Origin of the sequence: Mycobacterium sp. TY815, from assembly GCF_030755135.1 — a bacterium.
Taxonomy (GTDB): Bacteria; Actinomycetota; Actinomycetes; order Mycobacteriales; family Mycobacteriaceae; genus Mycobacterium.
On the sequence record NZ_JAUFRX010000005.1, the window covers coordinates 106,184 to 129,101 of the forward strand.

Annotated in this window: 22 protein-coding genes and 1 tRNA gene; 15 read left to right on the forward strand and 8 right to left on the reverse strand. The window is 66.2% G+C overall.

The features are described from left to right. The first annotated feature begins 8 nt into the window (after positions 1 to 8). Positions 9 to 1,985 carry a DNA primase gene (gene dnaG, locus QXK92_RS32065; RefSeq protein ID WP_306248539.1) on the forward strand — a complete coding sequence of 659 codons (1,977 nt, stop codon included), beginning with the start codon at positions 9 to 11 and terminating at the stop codon, positions 1,983 to 1,985. A 3-nt stretch (positions 1,986 to 1,988) separates the two neighbouring features. On the opposite strand, the gene QXK92_RS32070 is transcribed toward dnaG, so the two are convergent. Continuing rightward, positions 1,989 to 2,270 carry a hypothetical protein gene (locus QXK92_RS32070; protein ID WP_306248541.1) on the reverse strand — a complete coding sequence of 94 codons (282 nt, stop codon included), beginning with the start codon at positions 2,268 to 2,270 and terminating at the stop codon, positions 1,989 to 1,991. A 176-nt stretch (positions 2,271 to 2,446) separates the two neighbouring features. Here QXK92_RS32070 and QXK92_RS32075 point away from each other — a divergent pair. Then, positions 2,447 to 2,519, forward strand: a tRNA-Asn gene (locus tag QXK92_RS32075). 11 nt (positions 2,520 to 2,530) lie between these two features. Here QXK92_RS32075 and QXK92_RS32080 read toward each other — a convergent pair. The 6 genes from QXK92_RS32080 to QXK92_RS32105 all read right to left on the reverse strand — a co-directional run bounded on the left by QXK92_RS32080 (position 2,531) and on the right by QXK92_RS32105 (position 6,926). Next, positions 2,531 to 2,836, reverse strand: coding sequence for an ANTAR domain-containing protein (locus QXK92_RS32080; protein ID WP_306248543.1), 306 nt, complete (start codon positions 2,834 to 2,836; stop codon positions 2,531 to 2,533). Positions 2,837 to 3,071: 235 nt separating this feature from the next. Continuing rightward, entirely contained in the window at positions 3,072 to 3,524 is a 453-nt protein-coding gene (locus QXK92_RS32085; protein ID WP_306248545.1) for a DUF4395 domain-containing protein, read from the reverse strand. Positions 3,525 to 3,546: 22 nt separating this feature from the next. Beyond that, positions 3,547 to 3,966 carry a thioredoxin family protein gene (locus QXK92_RS32090; protein WP_306248547.1) on the reverse strand — a complete coding sequence of 140 codons (420 nt, stop codon included), beginning with the start codon at positions 3,964 to 3,966 and terminating at the stop codon, positions 3,547 to 3,549. Between the two features lie 43 nt (positions 3,967 to 4,009). Next, positions 4,010 to 4,717 carry a serine O-acetyltransferase gene (gene cysE / locus QXK92_RS32095; protein WP_306248549.1) on the reverse strand — a complete coding sequence of 236 codons (708 nt, stop codon included), beginning with the start codon at positions 4,715 to 4,717 and terminating at the stop codon, positions 4,010 to 4,012. Positions 4,718 to 4,719: 2 nt separating this feature from the next. Continuing rightward, a complete protein-coding gene (cysK, locus tag QXK92_RS32100; protein ID WP_306248551.1) occupies positions 4,720 to 5,652 on the reverse strand; it encodes a cysteine synthase A in 933 nt (310 codons plus the stop codon). Then, entirely contained in the window at positions 5,649 to 6,926 is a 1,278-nt protein-coding gene (locus tag QXK92_RS32105) for a thioester domain-containing protein (RefSeq protein WP_306248552.1), read from the reverse strand. Before QXK92_RS32105 ends, cysK begins: the two co-directional genes overlap by 4 nt. Before the next feature lie 344 nt (positions 6,927 to 7,270). Between QXK92_RS32105 and QXK92_RS32110 the strand changes: the two genes are divergently transcribed. From QXK92_RS32110 to QXK92_RS32170, 13 genes are all read left to right on the forward strand, one after another. Next, entirely contained in the window at positions 7,271 to 8,206 is a 936-nt protein-coding gene (locus tag QXK92_RS32110) for a family 2A encapsulin nanocompartment shell protein (RefSeq protein ID WP_306248704.1), read from the forward strand. Further along, entirely contained in the window at positions 8,193 to 10,064 is a 1,872-nt protein-coding gene (locus QXK92_RS32115; RefSeq protein WP_306248554.1) for a family 2A encapsulin nanocompartment cargo protein cysteine desulfurase, read from the forward strand. The genes QXK92_RS32110 and QXK92_RS32115 overlap by 14 nt, the downstream gene beginning before the upstream one ends. Before the next feature lie 279 nt (positions 10,065 to 10,343). Further along, positions 10,344 to 11,084 (forward strand): ABC transporter permease, encoded by a 741-nt coding sequence (locus tag QXK92_RS32120; RefSeq protein ID WP_306248706.1) that lies wholly within the window; start codon positions 10,344 to 10,346, stop codon positions 11,082 to 11,084. Continuing rightward, positions 11,081 to 12,031, forward strand: coding sequence for an ABC transporter permease (locus QXK92_RS32125; RefSeq protein ID WP_306248556.1), 951 nt, complete (start codon positions 11,081 to 11,083; stop codon positions 12,029 to 12,031). The genes QXK92_RS32120 and QXK92_RS32125 overlap by 4 nt, the downstream gene beginning before the upstream one ends. A 4-nt stretch (positions 12,032 to 12,035) precedes the next feature. Beyond that, positions 12,036 to 13,304 (forward strand): MCE family protein, encoded by a 1,269-nt coding sequence (locus QXK92_RS32130; RefSeq protein ID WP_306248558.1) that lies wholly within the window; start codon positions 12,036 to 12,038, stop codon positions 13,302 to 13,304. Continuing rightward, on the forward strand, positions 13,301 to 14,341 hold the full coding sequence (locus QXK92_RS32135; protein ID WP_306248560.1) for an MCE family protein: 1,041 nt from the start codon (positions 13,301 to 13,303) through the stop codon (positions 14,339 to 14,341). Before QXK92_RS32130 ends, QXK92_RS32135 begins: the two co-directional genes overlap by 4 nt. After that, positions 14,338 to 15,501 carry a virulence factor Mce family protein gene (locus QXK92_RS32140; protein WP_306248562.1) on the forward strand — a complete coding sequence of 388 codons (1,164 nt, stop codon included), beginning with the start codon at positions 14,338 to 14,340 and terminating at the stop codon, positions 15,499 to 15,501. The genes QXK92_RS32135 and QXK92_RS32140 overlap by 4 nt, the downstream gene beginning before the upstream one ends. After that, complete coding sequence (locus QXK92_RS32145; protein WP_306248564.1) at positions 15,498 to 16,790, forward strand: MCE family protein; 1,293 nt, start codon at positions 15,498 to 15,500, stop codon at positions 16,788 to 16,790. Before QXK92_RS32140 ends, QXK92_RS32145 begins: the two co-directional genes overlap by 4 nt. Then, positions 16,787 to 17,908 carry an MCE family protein gene (locus tag QXK92_RS32150; protein WP_306248566.1) on the forward strand — a complete coding sequence of 374 codons (1,122 nt, stop codon included), beginning with the start codon at positions 16,787 to 16,789 and terminating at the stop codon, positions 17,906 to 17,908. Before QXK92_RS32145 ends, QXK92_RS32150 begins: the two co-directional genes overlap by 4 nt. Continuing rightward, positions 17,908 to 19,386 carry an MCE family protein gene (locus tag QXK92_RS32155; protein WP_306248568.1) on the forward strand — a complete coding sequence of 493 codons (1,479 nt, stop codon included), beginning with the start codon at positions 17,908 to 17,910 and terminating at the stop codon, positions 19,384 to 19,386. Before QXK92_RS32150 ends, QXK92_RS32155 begins: the two co-directional genes overlap by 1 nt. Positions 19,387 to 19,398: 12 nt before the next feature. Further along, positions 19,399 to 20,100, forward strand: coding sequence for an Mce protein (locus tag QXK92_RS32160; RefSeq protein WP_306248570.1), 702 nt, complete (start codon positions 19,399 to 19,401; stop codon positions 20,098 to 20,100). Then, a complete protein-coding gene (locus QXK92_RS32165; protein WP_306248572.1) occupies positions 20,097 to 20,768 on the forward strand; it encodes a hypothetical protein in 672 nt (223 codons plus the stop codon). The genes QXK92_RS32160 and QXK92_RS32165 overlap by 4 nt, the downstream gene beginning before the upstream one ends. Continuing rightward, positions 20,765 to 21,253, forward strand: a complete 489-nt coding sequence (locus QXK92_RS32170; protein ID WP_306248574.1) for a CAP domain-containing protein — start codon at positions 20,765 to 20,767, stop codon at positions 21,251 to 21,253. Before QXK92_RS32165 ends, QXK92_RS32170 begins: the two co-directional genes overlap by 4 nt. Here the strand turns inward: QXK92_RS32170 and QXK92_RS32175 are convergent. After that, on the reverse strand, positions 21,250 to 22,896 hold the full coding sequence (locus QXK92_RS32175) for an NAD-dependent malic enzyme (protein WP_306248576.1): 1,647 nt from the start codon (positions 22,894 to 22,896) through the stop codon (positions 21,250 to 21,252). The genes QXK92_RS32170 and QXK92_RS32175 overlap by 4 nt on opposite strands. Between the last annotated feature and the right edge of the window lie 22 nt (positions 22,897 to 22,918).

The following is a 22,918-nucleotide window of genomic DNA, read 5'->3' on the forward strand; positions in this document are numbered from 1 at the left end:
CTGAGCCCGTGTCGAGTCCGGCGGGTGCAAGGGATGCGGGCCGTGGCGGGGGCCGGTCGAGGATCTCCGATCGCGACATCGCCGCCATCCGGGAGGGCGCCCGGATCGAAGACGTCGTCGGTGACTACGTCCAGTTGCGCCGTGCCGGTGCCGACTCGATGAAGGGCCTGTGCCCTTTTCACAACGAGAAGTCACCCTCGTTCCACGTCCGGCCCAATCACGGCCACTTCCACTGCTTCGGCTGCGGCGAAGGCGGCGACGTGTACGCCTTCATCCAGAAGATCGAACATGTGAGCTTCGTGGAGGCGGTCGAACTGCTGGCCGACCGGATCGGGCACACCATCAGCTACACCGGATCGGCCACCAGCGTGCAGCGCGACCGGGGCAGCCGCAGCCGGCTGATCGCAGCCAACGCGGCCGCCGCCGAGTTCTACGCGCAGGCGCTGCAGTCCGACGAGGCCGCACCGGCCCGCAAGTATCTGACCGATCGCAGCTTCGACGCCGAGGCCGCCCGCCGGTTCGGCTGCGGCTTCGCGCCGTCGGGTTGGGAGACCCTGACAAAACACCTGCAGCGCAAGGGTTTTGAGTTCAAAGAACTGGAAGCCGCCGGCCTTTCCCGGCAGGGCCGCCGGGGCCCGATGGACCGCTTCCACCGGCGGCTGCTGTGGCCCATCCGCACCTCGTCGGGTGAGGTGATCGGGTTCGGGGCGCGGCGGCTGTTCGACGACGACCCGATGGAAGCCAAGTACGTCAACACCCCCGAGACGCTGCTCTACAAGAAGTCGCAAGTGATGTTCGGGATCGACCTGGCCAAACGCGACATCGCCAAGGGCCACCAGGCGGTGGTCGTCGAGGGTTACACCGACGTGATGGCGATGCACATGGCCGGGGTGACCACCGCGGTGGCATCGTGCGGTACCGCGTTCGGCGAAGACCACCTGGCGATGCTGCGCCGGTTGATGATGGACGACAGTTTCTTCCGCGGCGAGCTGATCTACGTTTTCGACGGCGACGAAGCGGGCAAGGCTGCCGCGCTCAAGGCATTCGACGGTGAGCAGAACCTGGCCGGCCAGTCGTTCGTGGCCGTGGCGCCCGACGGGATGGATCCGTGCGACCTGCGCCTGAAGTCCGGCGACGGCGCGCTGCGCGACCTGGTGGCCCGGCGAACGCCGTTGTTCGAGTTCGCGATTCGCACCGCGCTCGGGGAACTCGACCTGGACAGCGCCGAGGGCCGGGTGGCCGCCTTGCGCCGGTGCGTGCCGATGGTGAGTCAGATCAAGGACTCGACCCTGCGCGACGAGTACGCCCGTCAGCTGGCCGGCTGGGTCGGCTGGGATGACGTCGCGCAGGTTGTCGACCGGGTGCGCAGCCAGGCGAAGAAGACGGCGGGCGCCGGGCAGCAGGTTTCCGGCGGCAGGACACCGCGGCGCGGCGCGCAGCAGCCCGCTCAGGCCGCGCCTGAGGCCGTCGCCGCAGCGGCCGCCGCCGCCCGCCCCGACCCGCGTGACCCGACGCTGTGGCCGCAGCGTGAGGCCCTCAAATCGGCTCTGCAGTTCCCGGCCCTGGCCGGGCCCGTGTTCGACACCCTGACGGTCGAGAGCTTCACCCACCCCGGCTATGCGGCCGTGCGGGCGGCCATCGAGGCCGCCGGCGGCACGTCGGCCGGGGTCAGCGGTGCGCAATGGCTGGACATCGTCCGCCAGCACACGAACTCGGCGCTCACCGCGGGTCTGGTGAGCGAGCTGGGTGTCGAGGTGATCCGGGCCGAGGACGAGCAGCTGCCGCGGTATATCTCCGGGGTGCTGGCGCGGCTGCAGGAGGTGTGGATGGGCCGCCAGATCGCCGAGGTCAAGTCCAAGCTGCAGCGCATGTCGCCGATCGAGCAGGGCGACGAGTACCACGCGTTGTTCGGCGACCTGGTCGCGATGGAGGCCTACCGGCGCAGCCTGCTGGAACAGGCCAGCGGCAACGACCTCACTGCCTGAGGCTCAGCGCGAGGCCCGCACCGGCGGCTGGACCGCATCGACGTCCAGGTCGCCCACTTGGCGTTCGACGACTGCGGTCTGGCTGTCGATCTCGGTCAGCGTCACAAAGCCCGTGTCGGGGGAGATCCGGTTCGCGATCTTGCGACGGCCTCCTTCGATCATCGATCTGGCGACGGGGCTGCCGGTGAGCGCGCGGTAGGTGCCGACGATCTGTTCATAGCGGCGGCGCCCGGCCTTGGTGCCCAGCACGTAGCCCACGCCCAACACGGCGACATACCCGATCAAAGCGATCCCTCCGAGAAGAAGTGCGTTCGTTCCATCCTGCCCTATCCATCCGGAAAGTGGCGTGCCCGATCCGGGCTCCGGGCCCGAAACGGCTCAGCTGGTGCCGGTTGACTGCGGGCGCAACCAGTACGCTAGAGTCGTCCCGCGGTCAGCACCAGCGTTCGCTGGACTGATAGTCCCCTGTAGCTCAACTGGCAGAGCATTCGGCTGTTAACCGAAGGGTTGAAGGTTCGAGTCCTTCCGGGGGAGCCGGCGTGGCTTCACAGCCACCTGTTGACCGGTCGCTGCTTGGCAGCGGCGCCGGCTTCCGTCAGAAATTCCTCGCCCCACTCGCGCTGGGCGCCCCGCTCTGCAGCCACCCCGGCGGTCTGGGCGTTGGCGTGCCGGCCGGCCAGATTGACCAGTGCCCCGGCCATCGCGAACAGCGGCACCTGCTGGCGCTCGCTGGCGCTCAGGAGCTCGCGGAACGCCGATTGGGTGCTGCAGCGGCGCCAGCCCACTAGGATGCCCACGGCCGTGTCGATCACCCGCGTGGTCTGAAGCTGGTCTGGGAGAGCTTCGCTCATGTCTCGATGTCCTGTCGTTGATGGAGTCAGCGAATACGTTGCGGTGCAACGTGTTAGACGTTTCGCTGAATTGCGTCAGGTGATCGGCAGACAACAGAGCGGTAGGTGGGCCCCCGGCATCATTCCACCATAAGGCATCGGGCCCACGCGGCGGCTACGTTCAATGTGTTTGGCTCGCAAGAGGTTTTACCCTTGCGAAACCCGTTGTGGTGCTCGCGCTGCGAGATTCGCGCCGTCAGGCTGCGGGAGCCCGCCGGAATCGGGCGACCAGCGGGTACATCTGGCAGCCCAGGCAGATGCCGAAGGCGGCGTTGAGGAAGGCGGCGAACAGGGCGAAAGCGGTCGCGACCGCGCCGACGAGTTGCAGCCCGGCGGCGAAACCGAACACCCCGACCACGGCGAAGATCAGCCCGACCAGCTGGGCGAACTTCAGCGGCGCCACCGGCTCGCGCTCGCTGACCGGGCTCAGCCGCGGAGCCACCAGCTTGGCGAACAGCAACCCGTACGGACTGTTGCGGGGCCCTCGCACGGCGCTGATCGCGAAGACCACGGCCTGAGCGGCCAGGATCACGGCCGCGGCGCGGTAGCTGACTACCGACACCACTAGCGTCACCACCAGCACGGAGGTGGTGACCCACGCCGCGAAGCGTGGTCCCCGGACGTCTACCTGGTTGATATCCGATGACATCAACTGCTCCTCTCGCTGAAGTTCAGACCCTAAGTGGTTGCAGCGCCGCCTGCAGGTCGGCGGCTTTGGGGACGCCGGCGCTGCGATAACGCTGCCGGCCCTGCGCGTCGAAAATGAAGGTGGTGGGCAGCGACAGCACCGAGAGGCGCTTGGCGGCCGCCGGGTTCGCGTCGATGTCCACTTCGATGTGGGCAACGTCGGGGAGATCAGCGCACACCTGGTCGACCACGCGGCGCACCGCGGCACACGGCCCACACCAGTCGGCGCTGAAATGCAGCACGGTCGGACCGGTCTCGGACAAGCCCAGATCGGAGTTGTCCTGCTCGGCACCGGCCTTCGCGTCACGCAGCATGCCGGAGCGCTGGTTGACCACGCAGCCGATCAGGCAGGCGGCAACCAGCGCCGCGGCAATGGCCAGTCCGGCGATGACGACAGAACTCACGAGCGCACCAACACTTTTCTCGAACCGATATTCCCTAGACGGACTAGATGGAGAAGTCCTCGCCGTACCAGACGCCCGCTTCGGGCGGCCGAATGACCCGATCGGTGGGGGCGCTCGGCCGCACACCGTTCGGCGTGTCGGACTGGCTGCCCTCCAGCCGGGCCACCCGGGTGAGCAGCGATTTCAGGCTGACACCGACCAGGTCAGGCAGCTTTGACTCGTCCTCGCTGGCCGGTCCGGGACGGCTGACGATCTGCCCGGGAACACCGACCACCACCGCGCTGGCCGGCACCTCCTTGACCACAACGGAGTTGGCGCCGATCCGGCTGTCGTCGCCGATCTTGATCGCGCCCAGCACCTTGGCGCCCGCGCCGATGGTGACCCGGTCCCCGATGGTGGGGTGCCGTTTGCCTCGGTCTCGGCCGGTGCCCCCGAGGGTGACGCCGTGGAAGATAGTGACGTCTTCGCCGACTTCGGCGGTTTCCCCGATCACCACGCCGGTGGCGTGGTCGATGAACAACCCAGGCCCGATCTTGGCTCCCGGGTGGATGTCGACGCCGGTCAGGATCCGGGTGAGCTCGCCCAGCGCCCGGGCGGCCAGCCGGGCGCCGCGCCGCCACAACCAGTGGCTGATCCGGTGTCCCCAGACCGCGTGCACGCCCGGGTAGGTGAGGATCACCTCCCACGCCGTGGGTTCGGCCGGATCCCGCTCCCGGGCCACTCGGATGTCGCGCCGTATGGCATCCAGCATGGCTAGTCGCTCAGATCGGAGAACAGCACGGTGCTCAGATAGCGCTCACCGGACGAGGGCAGGATGACCACGACGAGCTTTCCGGCGTTCTCGGGCCGCCGGGCCACTTCCAGAGCGGCCGCCACGGCAGCTCCTGACGAGATGCCGACCAGCAATCCCTCCTCGGCGGCCAGCCTCCGGGCCAGGGCCAGCGCCTCTTCGTTCTCGACGGTGACGACCTCGTCGACCAGACCCAAGTCCAGCACCGGCGGAATGAACCCGGCACCGATGCCCTGGATGGGGTGTGGTCCCTTCTGGCCGCCGGACAGTACCGGCGAGGCCGCAGGTTCCACGGCGACGAACTGCACCGAGGGCTTGCGTTCCTTGATGGTTTGCGCGACCCCGGTGATGGTGCCGCCCGTTCCGACCCCCGACACGAAGATGTCGATCTTGCCGTCGGTGTCCTTCCAGATTTCTTCGGCGGTGGTCACCGCGTGGACGGCCGGGTTGGCCGGGTTCTCGAACTGCTGCGGCATGAAGTAGCGCTCGTCGCTCTTGGCCAGTTCCTCGGCCTTTGCGATGGCACCCGCCATGCCTTCGGGTCCGGGGGTCAGCACCAGTTCGGCGCCGTAGGCGCGCAGCAGAATCCGCCGCTCGGTGCTCATCGTTTCCGGCATGGTCAGCACGCACTTGTAGCCGCGTGCGGCAGCCACCATGGCCAGCGCGATGCCGGTGTTCCCGCTGGTGGGTTCGACGATGATGGTGTCCGGCTTGATCAGGCCGGCCTTCTCGGCGGCGTCGATCATCGCTACCCCGATGCGGTCCTTCACACTGCCGCCGGGATTGAACGATTCGAGCTTGGCGACCACGTCGGCCACCGCGCCATCGGTGACCCGGCGCAGCCGGACCAGCGGCGTGTTGCCGATCAGTTGAGTGATGTTCTCCGCGATGGTCATCCACATTCTCCAACGACGTCGGGGCAGGGCTGGTCGGCATCCCAGGTGATGTCGAACTCAATTGTCACGTGCGTAGGGGTGGTGAGAGCAACCGGTGTCAGGCGGTGGGATGGCCCCGCTAATGCCACCCCGGTCACGACTCGTCCACTCAGAAGGTGGGACGTGGTTGCCGTCAGGGTTATTCCCGGGCTGCCCGGAGTGAAACGTAAGTAGAAGTCGGTGCCCGGCTTGATCGCGCCCGTAATCGTGCCTCCGTCGGCATCGACCACCTGAGGGCCCGCGACCGGTCCGAGCGTCAGCGGAACGCGGACCTGAAAAGGCCCGACGAGCTCGGAGTCGGCCACCGCCGCGCCGTGCAGAAGGGCATCTCTGGAGGTGCGCTGGGAGGTGTACGCGCCGGCCAGCAGGTAGTTGTAAAGGTGCACGATCCGGTCGGCGTTGCGGTAATGCCCGGTGCCGGTCAGCCAGAAGTCGACGTCATCGATGGCGGGTGCGTTCTCGGCGCTGATGAGTCGGTAGTACCGGTAGCCGCGGGCTCCGCGGCCGTGGCTGCTGCTGGACACGGTGCTCCCCACGCCCAGCGTGCGCTGGTAGCGGCCCTTGCCGGCGTCGATGGCGAGGTGCGAGCCCGACACGTCGTGCCAGGTGACGCCGTCGGAGGACTTCTGCAGCCGGACGCTGACGTGCGCGTCCGAGGACGACCACAGCGAGTAGCCCCCGAGTTGTGGTTGCCCGTCGAATTCGAAGGTGAGTACGCCGGGTCCGCGGTGCACCGCGACAGGAGCATGCAGGGGGCGGGTGTCCAGGTCCAGGCCATTGGTGAAGTGCCAGATCGCGGCCTGGGTGCCTGCGATGGCTTCGTGCTCGGCGATGTTCGATGACCCCAGCGGATAGCCGGCCTGCCGAAGTCGCCGGCTGAGCTCCACCGTCGACCGCATCGGGAAGGAGTGCCGCAGGATCCATTCCACCTCGGCTTCGCACCCGCGGGTGCTCAGATGCGGCAGTGCCGCCCAGGTGCCCACCCGGTAGGGCGACGGGTGGTGCGGCGCGATGCCGGCGAAATCCAGCGAGTACGCCTGCAGGTTGGGATTGAGCCTGATGAGGTCGGTACGGGCGGAGGTGCCGTCGGTGAACACCACTTTGTCGACCGTGTGGGAATAGGTACCGCCGCGGTACCGGGTCATGCGGGGCGGTTCGGTGGCCGGCCGCACCCGCACGCGCTGGCGGGTCGCCACCGGCGCCGAAGTACGGCTGGGTATGGATAAAACGGTCATGGACGGTTGCTCTTCCTGGAGGCAGATAGCGCGCAACGACACCCGAAAATGGGGGGCGCGGTGATTACTGGACGGTCAGAATTCGTCAGGAATCAACAGGAACAACAACAACAACAGTTCACGGCGGAACAGCGCGTGGAGTCAAAGCGCAGCTGGACGGCCTGTTGCATGCCGTCCACTATAAGGCATCGGTGAAATGTGACGGTTCTGCTCAGCCCCGTTTTTAATTCTTGGCGGGTGCGCAATCGCCTGCGTAGGCTCGGCGGGCACTTTCGCAACCGGTGGGGCATGATGGCTTCGCCCGGTACCCGTCGCAGGTTCGCCCATGCAGGGAAAGGACGATGATGACCTCATCAGCTCAAGGGTCGCAGAACGAGTCGCAGGCGCTCGGTGACCTGGCGGCCCGCCAGCTCGCCAACGCCACCAAGACCGTCCCGCAGCTTTCCACGATTACGCCGCGCTGGCTGTTGCACCTGCTGAGTTGGGTGCCGGTGGAGGCCGGTATCTACCGCGTGAACCGCGTGATCAATCCCGAGCAGGTCGCGGTCAAAGCCGAAGCCGGGGCCAGCATCGACGAGCCGCTGCCCGAGACCTACGTCGACTACGAGACCAGCCCGCGTGAGTACACCCTGCGCACCATCTCCACCTTGCTGGACGTCCATACCCGGGTGTCCGACCTGTACTCCAGCCCGCACGACCAGATCGCCCAGCAGTTGCGGCTGACCATCGAGACCATCAAAGAGCGTCAAGAGTCCGAACTGGTGAACAATCCCGAATACGGGCTGTTGGCGCAGGCGGCGCCCGAGCAGACCATCCAGACGCTGGGCGGCGCGCCCACGCCCGATGACCTCGACGCGCTGATCACCAAGGTCTGGAAGACGCCGAGCTTCTTCCTGACCCACCCCCTCGGTGTGGCGGCGTTCGGCCGCGAGGCCACCTACCGCGGCGTTCCCCCGGTGGTCGTCAGCCTGTTCGGCGCGCAGTTCATCACCTGGCGGGGCATCCCGATCATCCCGTCCGACAAGGTGCCGGTAGAAGACGGCAAGACGAAGATCATCCTGGTGCGCACCGGGGAGGAGCGCCAGGGCGTGGTGGGCCTGTTCCAGCCGGGCCTGGTCGGAGAGCAGGCGCCCGGCCTGTCGGTGCGCTTCACCGGTATCAACAAGTCGGCGATCGCGACCTACCTGGTCACGCTCTACACATCTCTGGCCGTGCTCACCGACGATGCTCTCGCTGTGCTCGACGACGTCGCGGTGGACCAGTTCCATGAGTACAAGTGAGCACCGTTCGCTAGACGCCGAGAGCGACTTGCCAGTCAGCGCGGCAGAACTCGCGGCGCTGGCCAGTCAGCTCTACGCGGCGAGCATCCGGCCGGGCCCGGACAGCCCGCCGCAGGCGGTGCCGGTGGCGCCCCGCGGGAACGTACCGGACACCACAGCCGCGACGTCCGCGGGCGCGGCGGCCTTCGGGACGTCCGATCCGCTGCCGAACCCGGTTCCCTTCATCGGCGTCTCCGATATTTATCTCCCCGCACCGTCGTCCCCCGGTCCGGAGGCCGTGCCGCCGGAGACGGTGCCGGTGGCACCGCGCGGGAACGTCCCGGACACCACCGCCGCGCCCGCGGCGGCGCAAGCTGGCGCGTCGGTGGCAGATCCGTTCCTGCCCGCCGATTTCAGCGTCTTCGCGGTGCCGGCATCGGGGATCGTGCCGACGATTCCCGGGGTGCTGGCCGGCGCGCCGCCCACCACGCCGGTGGCGCCGCGGGGGTCGGCGCCGGGGTGGCCGGGGGAGGCTCCGTCGGTCGCCGATCTGGGCTGGTCTGATGCGCCCACCGTGGAACGGACCGGCGATGAGGCCAACTACCACTTCCTGTTATCGGAGCCGGTGCCGCGGGTGCCCGACGACCATGAGGTGTTCGATGTCAACGCGATTCGGGCCGACTTCCCGATCCTGAAGGAGACGGTCAACGGAAAGCCGCTGATCTGGTTCGACAACGCCGCCACCACCCAGAAGCCGCAAGCGGTGATCGATCGGCTGGCGTATTTCTATACCCACGAGAACTCCAACATTCACCGCGCCGCACACGAGCTGGCGGCGCGGGCCACGGACGCCTACGAGGAAGCCCGCGACACAGTCCGGCGGTATATCGGGGCGGCGAAGTCCGAACAGAACATCTTCGTGCGGGGCACCACTGAGGCGATCAACCTGGTGGCCTACGCCTGGGGCGGCAAGCACCTGAAACTTGGTGACGAGATTGTCATCACCCACTTGGAGCACCACGCGAACATCGTTCCCTGGCAGTTGATTTCGCAGCAGACCGGTGCGGTCCTGAAGGTCGCCCCGGTGGACGAGGCCGGCAACCTGTTGCTGTCGGAGTTCGAGGACCTGCTCGGTCCGAGGACCAAACTCGTTGCCGCCACTCAGGTTTCGAACGCTTTGGGCACCGTGACCCCGGTCGAGAAGATCGTGCAGCTGGGTCACCGCTACGGCGCGCGGGTCCTCATCGATGGCGCACAGTCGATTCCGCACCTGCCGATCGACGTCGCCGGGCTCGGTGTCGACTTCTTCGTGTTCTCCGGACACAAGATCTACGGCCCCACCGGCATCGGTGTGCTGTACGGCAGTGAAGAGGCGCTGGCCGAGACGCCGCCATGGCAGGGCGGGGGCAACATGATCGCCGACGTCACGCTGGAACGTTCGCTGTATCAGGGACTGCCCAACAAGTTCGAGGCCGGCACCGGCAACATCGCCGATGCTGTGGGGCTGGGCGAGGCGCTGCGCTACGTCGAAAAGGTGGGTATCGAGCGCATCGCGGCCTATGAGCACGCCTTGCTGGAGTACGCGACGCCGCGGCTGGCGGACATCCCCGGGGTGCGACTGGTGGGTACGGCGGATGAGAAGGCCAGCGTGCTGTCTTTCGTGCTGGCCGGGCACGAGCCGCTCGAGGTCGGCAAGGCGCTCAATGCCGAGGGCATTGCGGTGCGGGCCGGGCATCACTGTGCGCAACCGATCTTGCGACGCTATGGTCTGGAAGCGACCGTTCGCCCTTCATTCGCGTTCTACAACACCTTTGCGGAGATCGACGTGTTTCTGCGCGCGGTGCGCCGCATTGCCGAAGGCGGCGCGAACGTAGGCTGATTCGCACGCGCCCCCACAGTTGTTTTCCGGCTGATTCCAAAGCTGGGAACCGATTCGCGGTGTTCGTAAGCTGGCGTCGTGTTTCTATCTGCATTCAGGCGGCGCGGCGTGGCCCCGGCTTCGAATGCGGTAAAGCTGTTGTGGGGCAGGGGATTACGAGGCATTGCGATTTTATTCGTAATTCCGGTGTAACGGGATCGCCATGAGCCTGATGCAGCTGTGGATTTACCCGGGGGGGTGCAGAACGTGACGACATCGACATCGGTCATCGCAAAGCCGATGACCGCGCTGGGTGATTTCTTCAAGCTCTGCGCCGAAACGTTCGTGGTCATGGTGCGACGGCCGTGGGCTTGGCGCGAGATTCTCGAGCAGATTTGGTTCGTCGCGCGCGTTTCCATTTTCCCGACCATCATGCTGTCGATTCCCTACACGGTGCTCATCGTGTTCGTGCTGAACATCCTGCTCGTCGAAATCGGTGCCGGCGATCTTTCGGGTGCCGGGGCGGGGCTTGCGTCGGTGACGCAGGTGGGGCCGGTGGTCACGGCGATGGTCGTCTCAGGGGCTGGGTCCACGGCGATGTGTGCCGACCTGGGTGCGCGCACCATCCGCGAGGAAATCGACGCGATGAAGGTGATCGGCGTCAACCCGATTCAGGCACTGGTGGTTCCACGCGTCATCGCCGCCACCTTCGTTGCGGTGCTGCTGTATTCGGTGGTCGCGGTCACCGGTCTGGCCGGCAGCTATGTCTTCGTCGTCTTCGTCCAGCACGTCACACCGGGGGCGTTCGTCGCCGGTATGACGCTGCTCACCGGGCTGCCTCAGGTGGTGATCTCGTTGATCAAGGCGACGTTGTTCGGAATTTCCGCGGGCCTGATCGCCTGCTACAAAGGCCTCTCGGTCGGCGGCGGGCCCGCGGGCGTGGGGAGCGCCGTCAACGAGACGGTGGTGTTCTCGTTCATGGCGTTGTTCTTCATCAACATTCTGACCACGGCGCTCGGTGTGAAGGTGACCGCCAGATGAGCGCCACGATCGACGGTGCCGAGCGCAGCGGTGCCATGGGGGCACGGCCCCAGAAGTGGGAGTCACGCCCGCCGGTCAACGGCGGCCAGCGCCGGCAGACGACCGCACTCGTCGACGAACCGTCATGGTGGTCAACGCTGGGACCCCGGCTGACCGATTCGACCCGCAGGTTGGGCGAGCAGACCGCCTTCTACGGACGTGCCCTGCTCAACATCGGTGAGGCGGTACGCCGCTATCCGGGCGAACTCCTGCGCCTGATCGCTGAAATGGGTATGGGCACCGGCGCATTGGCGGTGATAGGCGGAACCGTCGGCATCATCGGCTTTTTGACGTTGACCACCGGCGCCCTGGTCGCGGTGCAGGGTTACGACACACTCTCCAACATCGGCGTCGAAGCGCTGACCGGTTTCCTTTCGGCATTCCTGAACGTGCGGATGATCGCACCCTGCACGGCCGGCCTCGCGCTGGCGGCCACCATCGGTGCCGGCGCTACCGCGCAACTGGGCGCTATGCGAATCAACGAAGAGATCGACGCGCTGGAAGTGATGGGCATTCGCGCCATTACCTACCTGGCGTCGACGCGCATCATCGCCGGTGTCCTGGTGGTGATTCCGCTCTATGCGGTCGCCGTGCTCATGTCGTTCATCGCCGCGAAATTCCTGACGATCTCCGTGTACGGCCAGTCCCGCGGCGTCTACGAGCACTACTTCGCCACGTTCCTGCACCCGAACGATCTGTTGTGGTCGTTCCTGTCGGCGCTGACGATGGCCACCGGGGTGATGGTCGTGCACACCTACTACGGGTTCACCGCGTCGGGTGGCCCGGCCGGCGTGGGTGAGGCGGTCGGTCGCTCGGTGCGGTCATCGATGATCGTCACCGCCATTGTCTGCCTGATGATTTCGCTGTCCGTCTACGGGCAGCACGGCAACTTCAACCTGTCGGGCTGACGCTATGAGTAACGACAACCTTCGCGGCGCGCTGCGCCCGAACAGGGTCAGGACCAGCAGGATCGATCCGATCTGGTTCGCGCCGATTCTGTTCATCGTCGTCCTGGGCCTCATCGCCTTCACCACCGGCGCATTCTCCGGCAAATTCCAGCAGAGCATCCCACTCACTCTGGTCTCGGACCGGGCGGGGCTGGTGATGGAACAGGGCGCCAAGGTCAAGTTGCGCGGAGTGCAGATCGGCCAGGTCGCCACGATCGGCACCGACGTGAAATCCGCTCAGCTGCAACTGAAGATGCAGCCCGATCCCTTCAAATTCCTGCCGAGCAATGTCGAGGCCGAGATCAGATCGACCACCGCGTTCGGGTCGAAGTACGTCGACCTGATCGTGCCGGAGCATCCGAGCCCGGTTGCGCTGAAGCCCGGTGCGGTCTTGCACTCCCGCAACGTGACCGTCGAGGTGAACACGGTTTTCGAGAACCTGCAGTCGCTGGTGACCGCCATCGACCCCGCCAAGCTGAACGCGATTCTGTCGGCGTTCGCGCAGTCGGTGCGCGGTAAGGGTGATCGGATCGGGCAGGCGATCACCGACGCCAACAACCTGCTGCTGGCCGTCAACCCGCGGCTGGACACCATCCACACCGACTGGAAACTGTTCGGCAAGACCGCCGCAGTGTATTCCGCTGCGGCACAAGATATTCTGTCGATCCTCGATTCCGCGGCGACCACCAGCACCACGATCACCGAGAACCAGCAGTCACTGGACGCGCTGCTGATGTCGGCCATCGGCTTCAGCCAGACCGGCATCGGCGTCATCGGTCGCAACGAAAGCAACATCGTGCAGGCGATCAACCTGCTCGACCCGACCACACGGCTGCTGGACATGTACTCGCCGACCTACACCTGCCTGTTCCAGGGCGCGCAGTGGTACGTCGAGCACGGTGGCCGGCACACATTGGGCGGCAACGGTTACTCGTTCATCATGGACGCCGGCCTGCTGTTCGGTGACGACCCGTACCGCTACCCCAAACACCTGCCGAAGGTGAACGCCACCGGAGGTCCCGGCGGAAAGCCCAGCTGCGGTTCGCTGCCCGACCCGAGCGCCAACTACCCGGTGCGCGCGCTGGTCACCGATACCGGGTGGGGCGCCGCCCCGAATGAGATCCGTACCAACCTCGCCGTCGGTAACCCCTGGTGGTCCAACTACTTCCCGACCACCAAGAATCCTCCCGAGCCGCCGCGCTACTTCTACCGCGGAGGGCAGCCGCCGCCATGAGTGCAGAAGGAAGGCCGGGCACCTTCAAGATCTGGGCCCGGGTCGCGCTGTTCACGGTCGTGTGCCTGGTGTTCACGTTTGCCTTGATCGCCGTATTCGGACAGCTACGGTTCGAGGACCGCACCGGCTATCACGCGGTCTTCACCAACATCTCCGGATTGAAGTCCGGCAATTTCGTGCGCATCGCCGGCGCAGAGGTGGGCAAGGTCGGCGACATCGACCTGCATCGCGACGGCACCGTGACTGTCGACTTCGCGATCGACAAGGGCGTGCGACTCACCGAGGGCACCCGGGCCGTGGTCCGCTACGAAAACCTGATCGGCGACCGGTATCTCGCGCTCGAACAGGGCGCGGGACCGCCGCGTCGCCTGGCTGCGGGTGGGACGATTCCGCTGGCGCGCACCGCGCCGGCCCTGGACGTCGACGCGCTGATCGGCGGTTTCCGGCCGTTGTTCCGTGCGTTGGATCCCGATCAGGTCAACGCGCTGTCCGGGCAGTTGCTGCGTATCTTCCAGGGACAGGGCGGCACCTTGTCCTCGGTTTTGGCGCAGACAGCGACACTCACCTCCACGCTGGCCGGACGCAGCGAGTTGATCACCGAGTTGATCACCAACCTGAACACCGTCCTGCACACCTTCGCCACGCGGGACCGCGAATTCTCCACCGGGCTGGACAAACTCGCCGAATTCGTCGACGGTCTGGCACAACGGAAGACTGACATCTCCACCGGCCTGGCCTATGTCAACGCCGCCGCCGGGTCGATCGCCGACCTGATGGTGCAGGCACGCGAGCCGATCACGAACGTCGTGCACGAGACCGACCGCACCTCCGGCCAGATCCTCGCCGACGGCCCCTACGTGGACGGCCTGCTCAAGAGCCTTCCCGACGTCTACCAGGTGCTGTCCCGGCAGGGGCTCAACGGCGACTACTTCGGCTTCTACTTCTGCGAAGTCCTGCTCAAGCTCAATGGCAAGGGAGGCAACCCGATCTACGTCAAGTTGCTGAACCAGCCCTCCGGGCGGTGCACGCCGAAATGAGCCGCTCGAAAAGCGCATCGGGAAAGGGCCGCAGCTCGCTGTGGCTGGGCGTGATGGGCACCGTGCTGTTGACCTGCGTGGTGATCGTCGCCTTCCAGTACGACAAACTGCCGTTCGTCAACGGCTACAACAACTACGCCGCCTACTTCTCCGAGGCCGGCGGCATCAAACCCGGCAACCAGGTGCGGGTTTCGGGGGTGGGCGTCGGGAGGGTCTCCGACGTCCGCCTGGACGGCACCAGAGTCCGAGTCGGTTTCACCGTCCGCAAAGGCGTCGAGCTGGGTGACCGCACCGAGGCGGCGATCAAGACCGAGACGATTCTCGGATCCAAGATGCTGGAGCTGACGCCACGCGGCGACAAGCGGCTTGCAGAGACCATCCCGCTGGAACGCACCACCTCGCCGTACGACCTGCCTGATGCGCTGGGCGACCTCACTACCCAGATAAGCGGCTTGAACACCACCCAATTGTCTTCGGCGCTGACCACTTTGGCCGACACCTTCAAGGAGACGCCGGCGAATCTGCGTCCGGCGCTGGAGGGGGTGGCCCGGTTCTCCGACACCCTGAACAATCGGGACGCGCAGTTGCGCAGCCTGCTGGCCAATGCCAACAGCGTCTCGGGCGTCCTCGGCCGCCGCAGCCAGCAGATCGCCACCCTGGTGTCTAATTCGAATGCGCTGCTGGTCGCCCTGCTGCAGGAACGCGATTCGATAGACGCGCTGATGAACAACCTCACCGCGGTGTCGCATCAGATCTCGGGTCTGGTCGCCGACAATCGGACTCAACTCAAACCGGCACTCGACAAGCTCAACGGCGTGCTCGAGATACTCGACAACCGCAAGGAAGACCTGCAGCAGACCCTGCCGAAATTCAAGCGGTACGCGATGTCCTTCGGTGAAGTACTGGGTTCCGGACCGTTCTTCAAAGCCTATGTCGCCAACCTGATTCCGGGTCAGCTCAGTGGGCCCATCCTCGACTCCCGGATGTATGACCGCTACCTGGACCCCAACCAGGGCCTGCCGTCCGAGTCGGTGGACCCGCCCACCGGGAGTCCACCGGTGCCGCCGGAGGCCGCGCCGGTGCCGCTGTGGTCGCAACCACCGTCGCCCGGTCCCGCCCCGGGCCCGCCCCCTGAGCCGGCGGAAACGGGGGGCCGGTGAACATCAACCGCAGCATTCTGCGCAAGGTGACCGCCGCAAGCCTGGCCGTCACCCTCATCGTCTCCTCCCTCCTGGTGGGCCGAAATGTGTGGAAGGAGGTCGAGAAGAACACGTACTCGGCCTATTTCGCCAACGCCAACGGCCTGTTCGTCGGTGACGAGATCCGCATCCTCGGCGTCGGTGTCGGCACGGTGGACCGGATCGAACCGCAGCCGGCCAGTTCGAAGGTCATCTTCTCCGTCGACAAGCAGTATCCGATCCCGGCCGACGCCCGCGCCGCGATCCTGTCGCCGTCGCTGGTGACCTCGCGGGCGATTCAACTCGTGCCGGCCTACTCCGGTGGACCCAAACTGGCTGCGGGAGCGTCTATTCCGTTGAACCGAACCGCGGTGCCGGTCGAATGGGACGACTTCCGCAGGCAGTTGGAGAAACTGACCGAATCGCTGCAGCCCAGCACCCCGGGCGGAGTCAATTCGATTGGTGAGCTGGTCAACTCGACAGCCGACAACCTGCGCGGCGAGGGCGATACCGCCCGCGACACCATCATCAAGCTGTCGGCCGCGATCTCGGCGCTCGGCGATCACGCCGACGACATCTTCAGCACGGTGCGCAACCTGCAACTGCTGGTCTCCGCGCTGTATTCGAGCAGTGACCTGTTGGCGTCGTTCAACCGGAACCTGGCCAGTGTGACGACCGTGCTGTCCAATTCGCCCAACGAGGTCGCCAACGCGGTGGCAGGTCTCGATGGCGCGCTGGCCGACCTGCGTGGTTTTCTGGCGGAGAACCGGGAGTCGATCGGCGTCACCTTTGACCGGTTCAGTTCGATCACGACCGCGCTCAACGACAGTCGCGCCGACATCAAGCAGATCCTGCACGTGGTGCCGACGGTGTTCCAGAACTTCACCAACATCTACCAGCCGGCGCAGGGCGCGATGACCGGCATCATCGCGCTCAACAATTTCGCCGACATCCCGCAATGGATCTGCAGTTCCATCGAGGCCGCGTCACGCCAGGGTCTGGACCGGGTGTCCAAGCTGTGCCTGCAGTACGTCGAGCCGATCATCAAGAACCGGATCTACAACTACGTACCCGCCGGGCTGAACCCGTTCGTCGGCCCGCAGGCCCGCCCCAACGAGATCACCTACAGTGACGACCGGCTCCGGCCCGACTATCAGGCCCCGGCGCCGCCGGAGCCGCTGCCGGCTGAGCAGCCGACACAGGCTCCGACCGTTCCCGATCCGAGCCTGGGCCTGCAGGGCCTGATGGTTCCGCAAGGCGCCGGTTCATGAGGCGCGGCGTGCTGGCGTCGATCACCGTGGCGTGCCTTGCGGTGCTTCCGGGATGCGATTGGCACGGCCTGAATTCCCTGAAGCTGCCGGGTACCTCGGGCGGAGGCCCAGGCGCCTACACGATCCAGGCGGAACTGCCCGATGTGGTGAACATCCAGGAGAACACCCGGGTCCGGGTCGATGACGTGAACGTCGGCAACGTCACGAAGATCGAAGTGCAGGATTGGCACGCGCTGGTCACCATGCGGATCAACGGCGACATCCGGCTGCCGGCCAACGCCACGGCCAAGATCGGGCAGACCAGCCTGCTCGGTTCTATGCACATCGAACTGGCGCCGCCGAAAGACGAACCGCCGGTGGGGCAACTGAAGAACGGTTCGGTCATCCCGCTGTCGCATGCCAGCATGTACCCCACCACCGAGCAGACGCTGGCCTCGGTCTCGGTGCTGCTGAACGGCGGGGGCCTGGCCCAGCTGCAGGAGATCACCCAGTCGATCGCCAAGGCTTTCGCCGGTCGCGAGAACGACATGCGAAGCCTGCTGCACCAGATTGACGAGTTCATCGCCGGCACGAACAAGCAGACCGACGACATCATCGCGGCGTCGGAGAATCTCAACTCGCTCGTTGGTCAGTTCGCTGCCAAGGACCCGGCCGTCGACCGGGCGTTGACCACGGTGCCGAAAGCCTTGGCGGTGTTGGCCAGAGAACGCGGCCAGATCGCGGACGCGATCGACCAACTCGGCAAGTTCAGCGCCCTCGCGGCGGATACCGTGCGCCAGAGCAAGGAATCGCTGGTGAACAACCTGCGCCAGATCGCTCCGGTGCTGCGCCGGCTGGCCGATGCCGGGCCCGCGCTGACCAAGGGTCTGGACGGCCTGGCGACCTACCCGTGGCCCACCTCGACGGTCACCAACTGGTTTCGCGGCGACTATGCGAACCTGACGATGATCGTCGATCTGACGTTGAGCCGCATCGACACCGGGATCTTCACCGGTTCGCGGTGGGAGGGCAACCTCACCCAACTCGAGATGCAGTGGGGACGCACCATCGGCATGCAGCCCAGCCCCGCGACCGGGGGCAATCCGCTCACCTTCCCCTACCACGACGGGGGATACTGATGCTGCGCCTGAACCGCAAGACCTGGATCCAGCTGGCCGTGCTGTCCCTCGTCACGATCGTCTCCTGTGGCGCAATGGCTTTCAACTACATGAAGCTGCCCGAGACGCTGTTCGGCATCGGCGAGTACACCGTCACCGTCGACCTGCCGCAGTCCGGCGGGCTCTACGAGAACTCGGTCGTGACCTACCGTGGCACCGACGTGGGACAGGTCAGGTCGGTCGATGTCACCGCCACCGGAGTGCGTGCGGTGCTCGCCATGCGGTCCGGGGTCGAGGTGCCCGCGGACGTGCAGGCGTCGGTGCACAGCCGCTCGGCGGTCGGGGAGCAGTTCATCGAACTCACGCCGAAGCCGGGAAGCCGTCCCCGCCTGCTGCGTTCCGGAGATGTCATACCGGCCGGCCAGGTCGATGTCCCCGTCGACATCGGACGCCTGCTGGATATGACCAACCGGGCGTTGCAGGCCATTCCGCGGGACAACCTGCGCACGGTGACGGATGAGGCCAACCGGGCGGTCGGTGGCCTCGGGCCGGAACTGTCTCGAATCGTCGACGGCTCAACGGCATTGGCCATTGCCGGCGGACGCACCGTGGAACCGCTGGCCACGCTGATCGATCAGGCCCCGCCCGTGCTGAACTCACAGGTGCAGACCTCGGATGCGATCGCGACCTGGGCGCAGCGGGCCGCGGCCATCACCGCGCAGTTCCAGGCGCAGGATGCCGCGCTGCGAGATCTGTTGACGCAGGGCAGTTCCGGTCTGGAAGAAGGCCGCGCCACGCTGGACCGGATAGCTCCGGCGGTACCGGTGTTGTTCGCCAACCTGGTCAGCCTCGGCGACATCGCCTACGTGTACCGCCACGACATCGAGCAGATCCTGGTGCTGCTGCCGCAGGGTATCGCCGTCATGGCGGGGTCTCTGGTGCCCAACGTCGGGACCAAACAGGACTACACCGGCTTCTATCTCGACTTCAATCTGAACATGAACCTCCCGCCGCCCTGCACCACGGGCTTCCTGCCGCCGACTCAGCGCCGCTCGCCGGCCAGCGTTGATGCTCCCGATCGGCCGGCGGCCGAACTGTATTGCCGGTTGCCGCAGGACTCCGAACTCAATGTCCGTGGCGCACGCAATATTCCGTGCGAGACCAAACCCTGGAAACGTGCCCCCACCGTCGAGATGTGCGAAAGCGACGAGGAGTACGTGCCGCTCAATGACGGCTACAACTGGAAGGGCGATCCCAACGCCACCACCACCGGCCAGGGTGTGCCGCAATACCCACCGGGACAGGACCCGCGGCTACCACCACCGCGCGGTACCGCGCCGGCGCCACCACCACCGCCGCCACCGCAGCCCGTGGCGGTGGCAACCTACGACCCGTCCTCCGGTGAGTACATCGGGCCGGACGGGCACCGCTACACCGAGGCCGATCTGGCGCACCCCCGTGCCAAGAACTGGCAGTCACTGCTGGTGCCGCCGTCGTGAGTAAGGAGCAACATGGCCGACGAGCCTGACACCGACGCCGTCGACGAGGTGGATACCGACCCGTCACAAACCGACCCGGAATCACAAACCGACCCGGAATCACAAACCGACCCGGAATCGCAAGGCGGCGAGGACATTCAGACCCGCGATGAGTCCGGGGCCGACGAGGAATCCCCGCCCGACGAAGAGAACCGGGCCGACGAGGCCCGCCGGCGGTTCCGGCTGCGCAGTCACCTCGCTCAGCCCACCCGCGCGCTGATCGCCAGCGCGGTCGTCGTGGCCGCACTGGCCGGACTGACGGGCTGGCTGGGCTACCGCGCCTACCAGGAACGTGAGGCCCAGGCGCAGCGCGATCTGTTCGTACAGACCGCGCGCCAGGGCGCGGTGAACCTCACGTCGATCAGCTACACCGAGATCGACTCGGACGTGCAACGGATCCTCGATATGGCCACCGGAGCGTTCCGCGACGATTTCGAGCACCGGTCAAAGCCCTTCGTGGAGCTTGTCAAAGCGGCGCAGTCGATCTCCGAGGGAACGGTGACCGACGCCGGTCTGGAATCCCAGCACGGCGACTCGGCGCAGGTGCTGGTCGCGGTGGCGGTGAAGTCGCGCACCGCCGGGGGAGAGGAGGCGCCCCGGGAGTGGCGGATGAAGATCGAGGTGAAGGCCGTCGGCGACGAGGCCAAGATGTCCAACGTGGTGTTCGTGCCATGACGACACTGAGCGAAAGGACTGAGGACACCGTCACCGAAACCCCCGGCCGGACAGACGAAGACGAGACCACGCAGCAGCAACCCCAGGACATCGAGGAGCTCGAAGACGTCAAGGACCGCGACGAATCCGCCGACGAGCCGATCACTGATGACGAGCCCGACGACGCGGCCGGGGGCAGGAAGATCGCGTGGTCGCGCGTTGTCGCTTACGGCCTGCTACCCGCACTGGCGCTATTGCTGGCGCTGACGGCCGGCTACTTCAAGTGGGTAGCCGTGTCGGGAACCGACGTCGCGCGTGCCCGCACCGAGTCGATGCGGGTGGCCAGCGAAGACGCGGTCGCCATGCTGTCCTACAACCCGGATACCGCCGAGAAGCAGCTCACCGCCGCCCGCGATCGGCTGACCGGAGATTTCAAGGACGCCTACACCGCGCTGACGCGTCAGGTCGTCATTCCGGGCGCGAAGGAGAAGCGCATCTCGGCCGTGGCGAAAGTCAATGCCGCTGCGTCGGTTTCGGCTACCGCTGAGCATGCCGTCGTGCTGTTGTTCGTCGATCAGACGGTCACCATCGGTGACGGCGGCGCACCCACCGATACCCAACCGGTCATCCGGGTGACATTGGAGAAGGTCGACGGCCGATGGCTGGTCTCGCATTTCGACCCGGTATGAGCAGAAGCGGGTTTTTGGTCGCCGTATCCGTCACTGCGGCAGCAGTATTGGCGATCCCGTCGGCGAACGCCGATAACAAGCGACTCAACGACGCCGTCGTCTCCGGTGTCTACACCATTCAGCATCAGGCCGGCTGCACCAACGACGTCGTGATGAACAACTCGCTCTATCTGGCCGCACAGTGGCACGCCGACGACATGATGGCCAACCGGAACATCAACGATGACATCGGATCCGACGGCTCCACGCCACAGGACCGGGCCAATGCCGCCGGCTTCCGGGGACGCGTGACGGAAACGGTCGCCGTCAACCCGGCGCTCTCGATCAGCAGCTTCGAGCTGATGAACCAGTGGTACAACAACCCCGATTACCTGGCCATCATGCGGGATTGCGCGAATACCGCGATGGGTGTCTGGTCCGCCAACAGCCTGGACCGCACCGTGGTGGTGGCCCTGTACGGGCAGCCGGCCGCGCCGAGACGCTAGTCGTAGACCGGCGACCACATCCGGTCGAGCACAGCCTGCCGCACGTCGTCGTAGGTTCTGGTGGCGACACCGTCGTCGACCGCGGCGTGGTACACGGCCTCGGCCACCAGCGCCGAGATGTCGCGCAGATTCTGCACGTCAGGTAGCAGCGAGTCGCCGGCCGCAGCCGGGTTGGCTTGTTGCGCCACGGCTTTGGCTGAGGCATGGAGCATCGATTGGGTGACCCGCCGCGCGCCGGCGACGATGATGCCCAGGCCGATGCCGGGGAACACCAGCACGTTGTTGGCCTGGCCGATGGTGTAGGTCGTTCCCTCGTGGACGACCGGCCCAATCGGGCTGCCGGTGGCCACCAGCGCCCGCCCGTCCGTCCACTGCACCAGGTCGGCCGGCATCGCCTCCATCCGCGACGTCGGGTTGGACAGCGGGAAGATCATCGGCCGCTCGCAGTGAGCCGCCATCTCCTGCACGGCTTCACGGGTGAATGCACCATGTACCGCGGAGCAGCCGAGCAGCACGGTCGGCGCGGCGAGCTTGATCGCGTCGAGGAGTCCGACGTGCTGGTCTGCGGCCACGCCGAGCTGCTCGCGGTTCTTGGCATAGGGGACCTGGAAGTCGCGCAGATCGTCCATGTCGTCGAACAGCAGACCCTGGCGGTCGATCGGCCAGATCTGTGCGGTGGCCTGCTCGGGGGCGGCGCCGTCGGCGATCATCGCGTCGCGGATCTGGTCGGCGACGCCGAGCCCCGCGGTGCCGGCGCCGAAGACGACGATGCGCTGATCACGCAGCGGCACGCCGGCTTCCCGGCATCCGCCGTAGACCGCGGCCAACACCACCGCGCCGGTTCCCTGCATGTCGTCGTTGAACACCAGGTAGTCGTCGCCGTAGGTCTGCAGGATCTTGCGTGCGTTGGCGGGACCGAAGTCCTCGAAGTGCAGGATCGCATGCGGGTACAGCCGGTGCGCCGTCTCGATGTAGCGCCTGATGAAGTCGTCGTACTGGTCTCCGCGCCGACGGGCGTGCCGGTTGCCCAGGTAGAACGGGTCCTGCAGCAGTTGCTCGTTATCGGTGCCGACGTCCAGCGACACCGCCAGGCAGCGCCGCGGATCGATGCCACCACCGGCGGTGTAGAGCGCCAGCTTGCCGACGGTGATCTGGATGCCGCCTACTCCCCAGTCGCCGATGCCCAGGATCGCCTCGGCATCGGTGCACACGATCAGGTCGATGTCGTCGGGGCCCTGCCCGAGCGTCGCGAAGGCCTCGGCGATCTCGTCGGGAGCGTCGATGCTCAGGAACAGTCCGCGCTGACCGCGATACTCGTCGGAGAAGCGCTGAATCGCCTCGCCGACCGTGGGCGTGTACACCACCGGCATCAGTTCGGGCAGGTGATCGGTGAGGACTTTGTAGTACAGCAGCTCATGCCGGTAGTGCAGCTGTTCGAGCAGTAGATTACGACCCAAATCTGTTGCCATGCTTTGTAATTGGTGCCACACCCGATCCGCCTGCTGGTCTAGGGTGAGCACCGCGGAGGGGAGTCTGCCGGTCAGCCCGAGTCGGCGCCGCTGTTCGTGGGTGAAGCCGACACCGCGGTTAAGGCTCGGTGTCGAGAGTGCCTCCGGGAACCGGGGCACGCAGGCATCGCTCATCTCCAGCTCCATCCGTGACTAG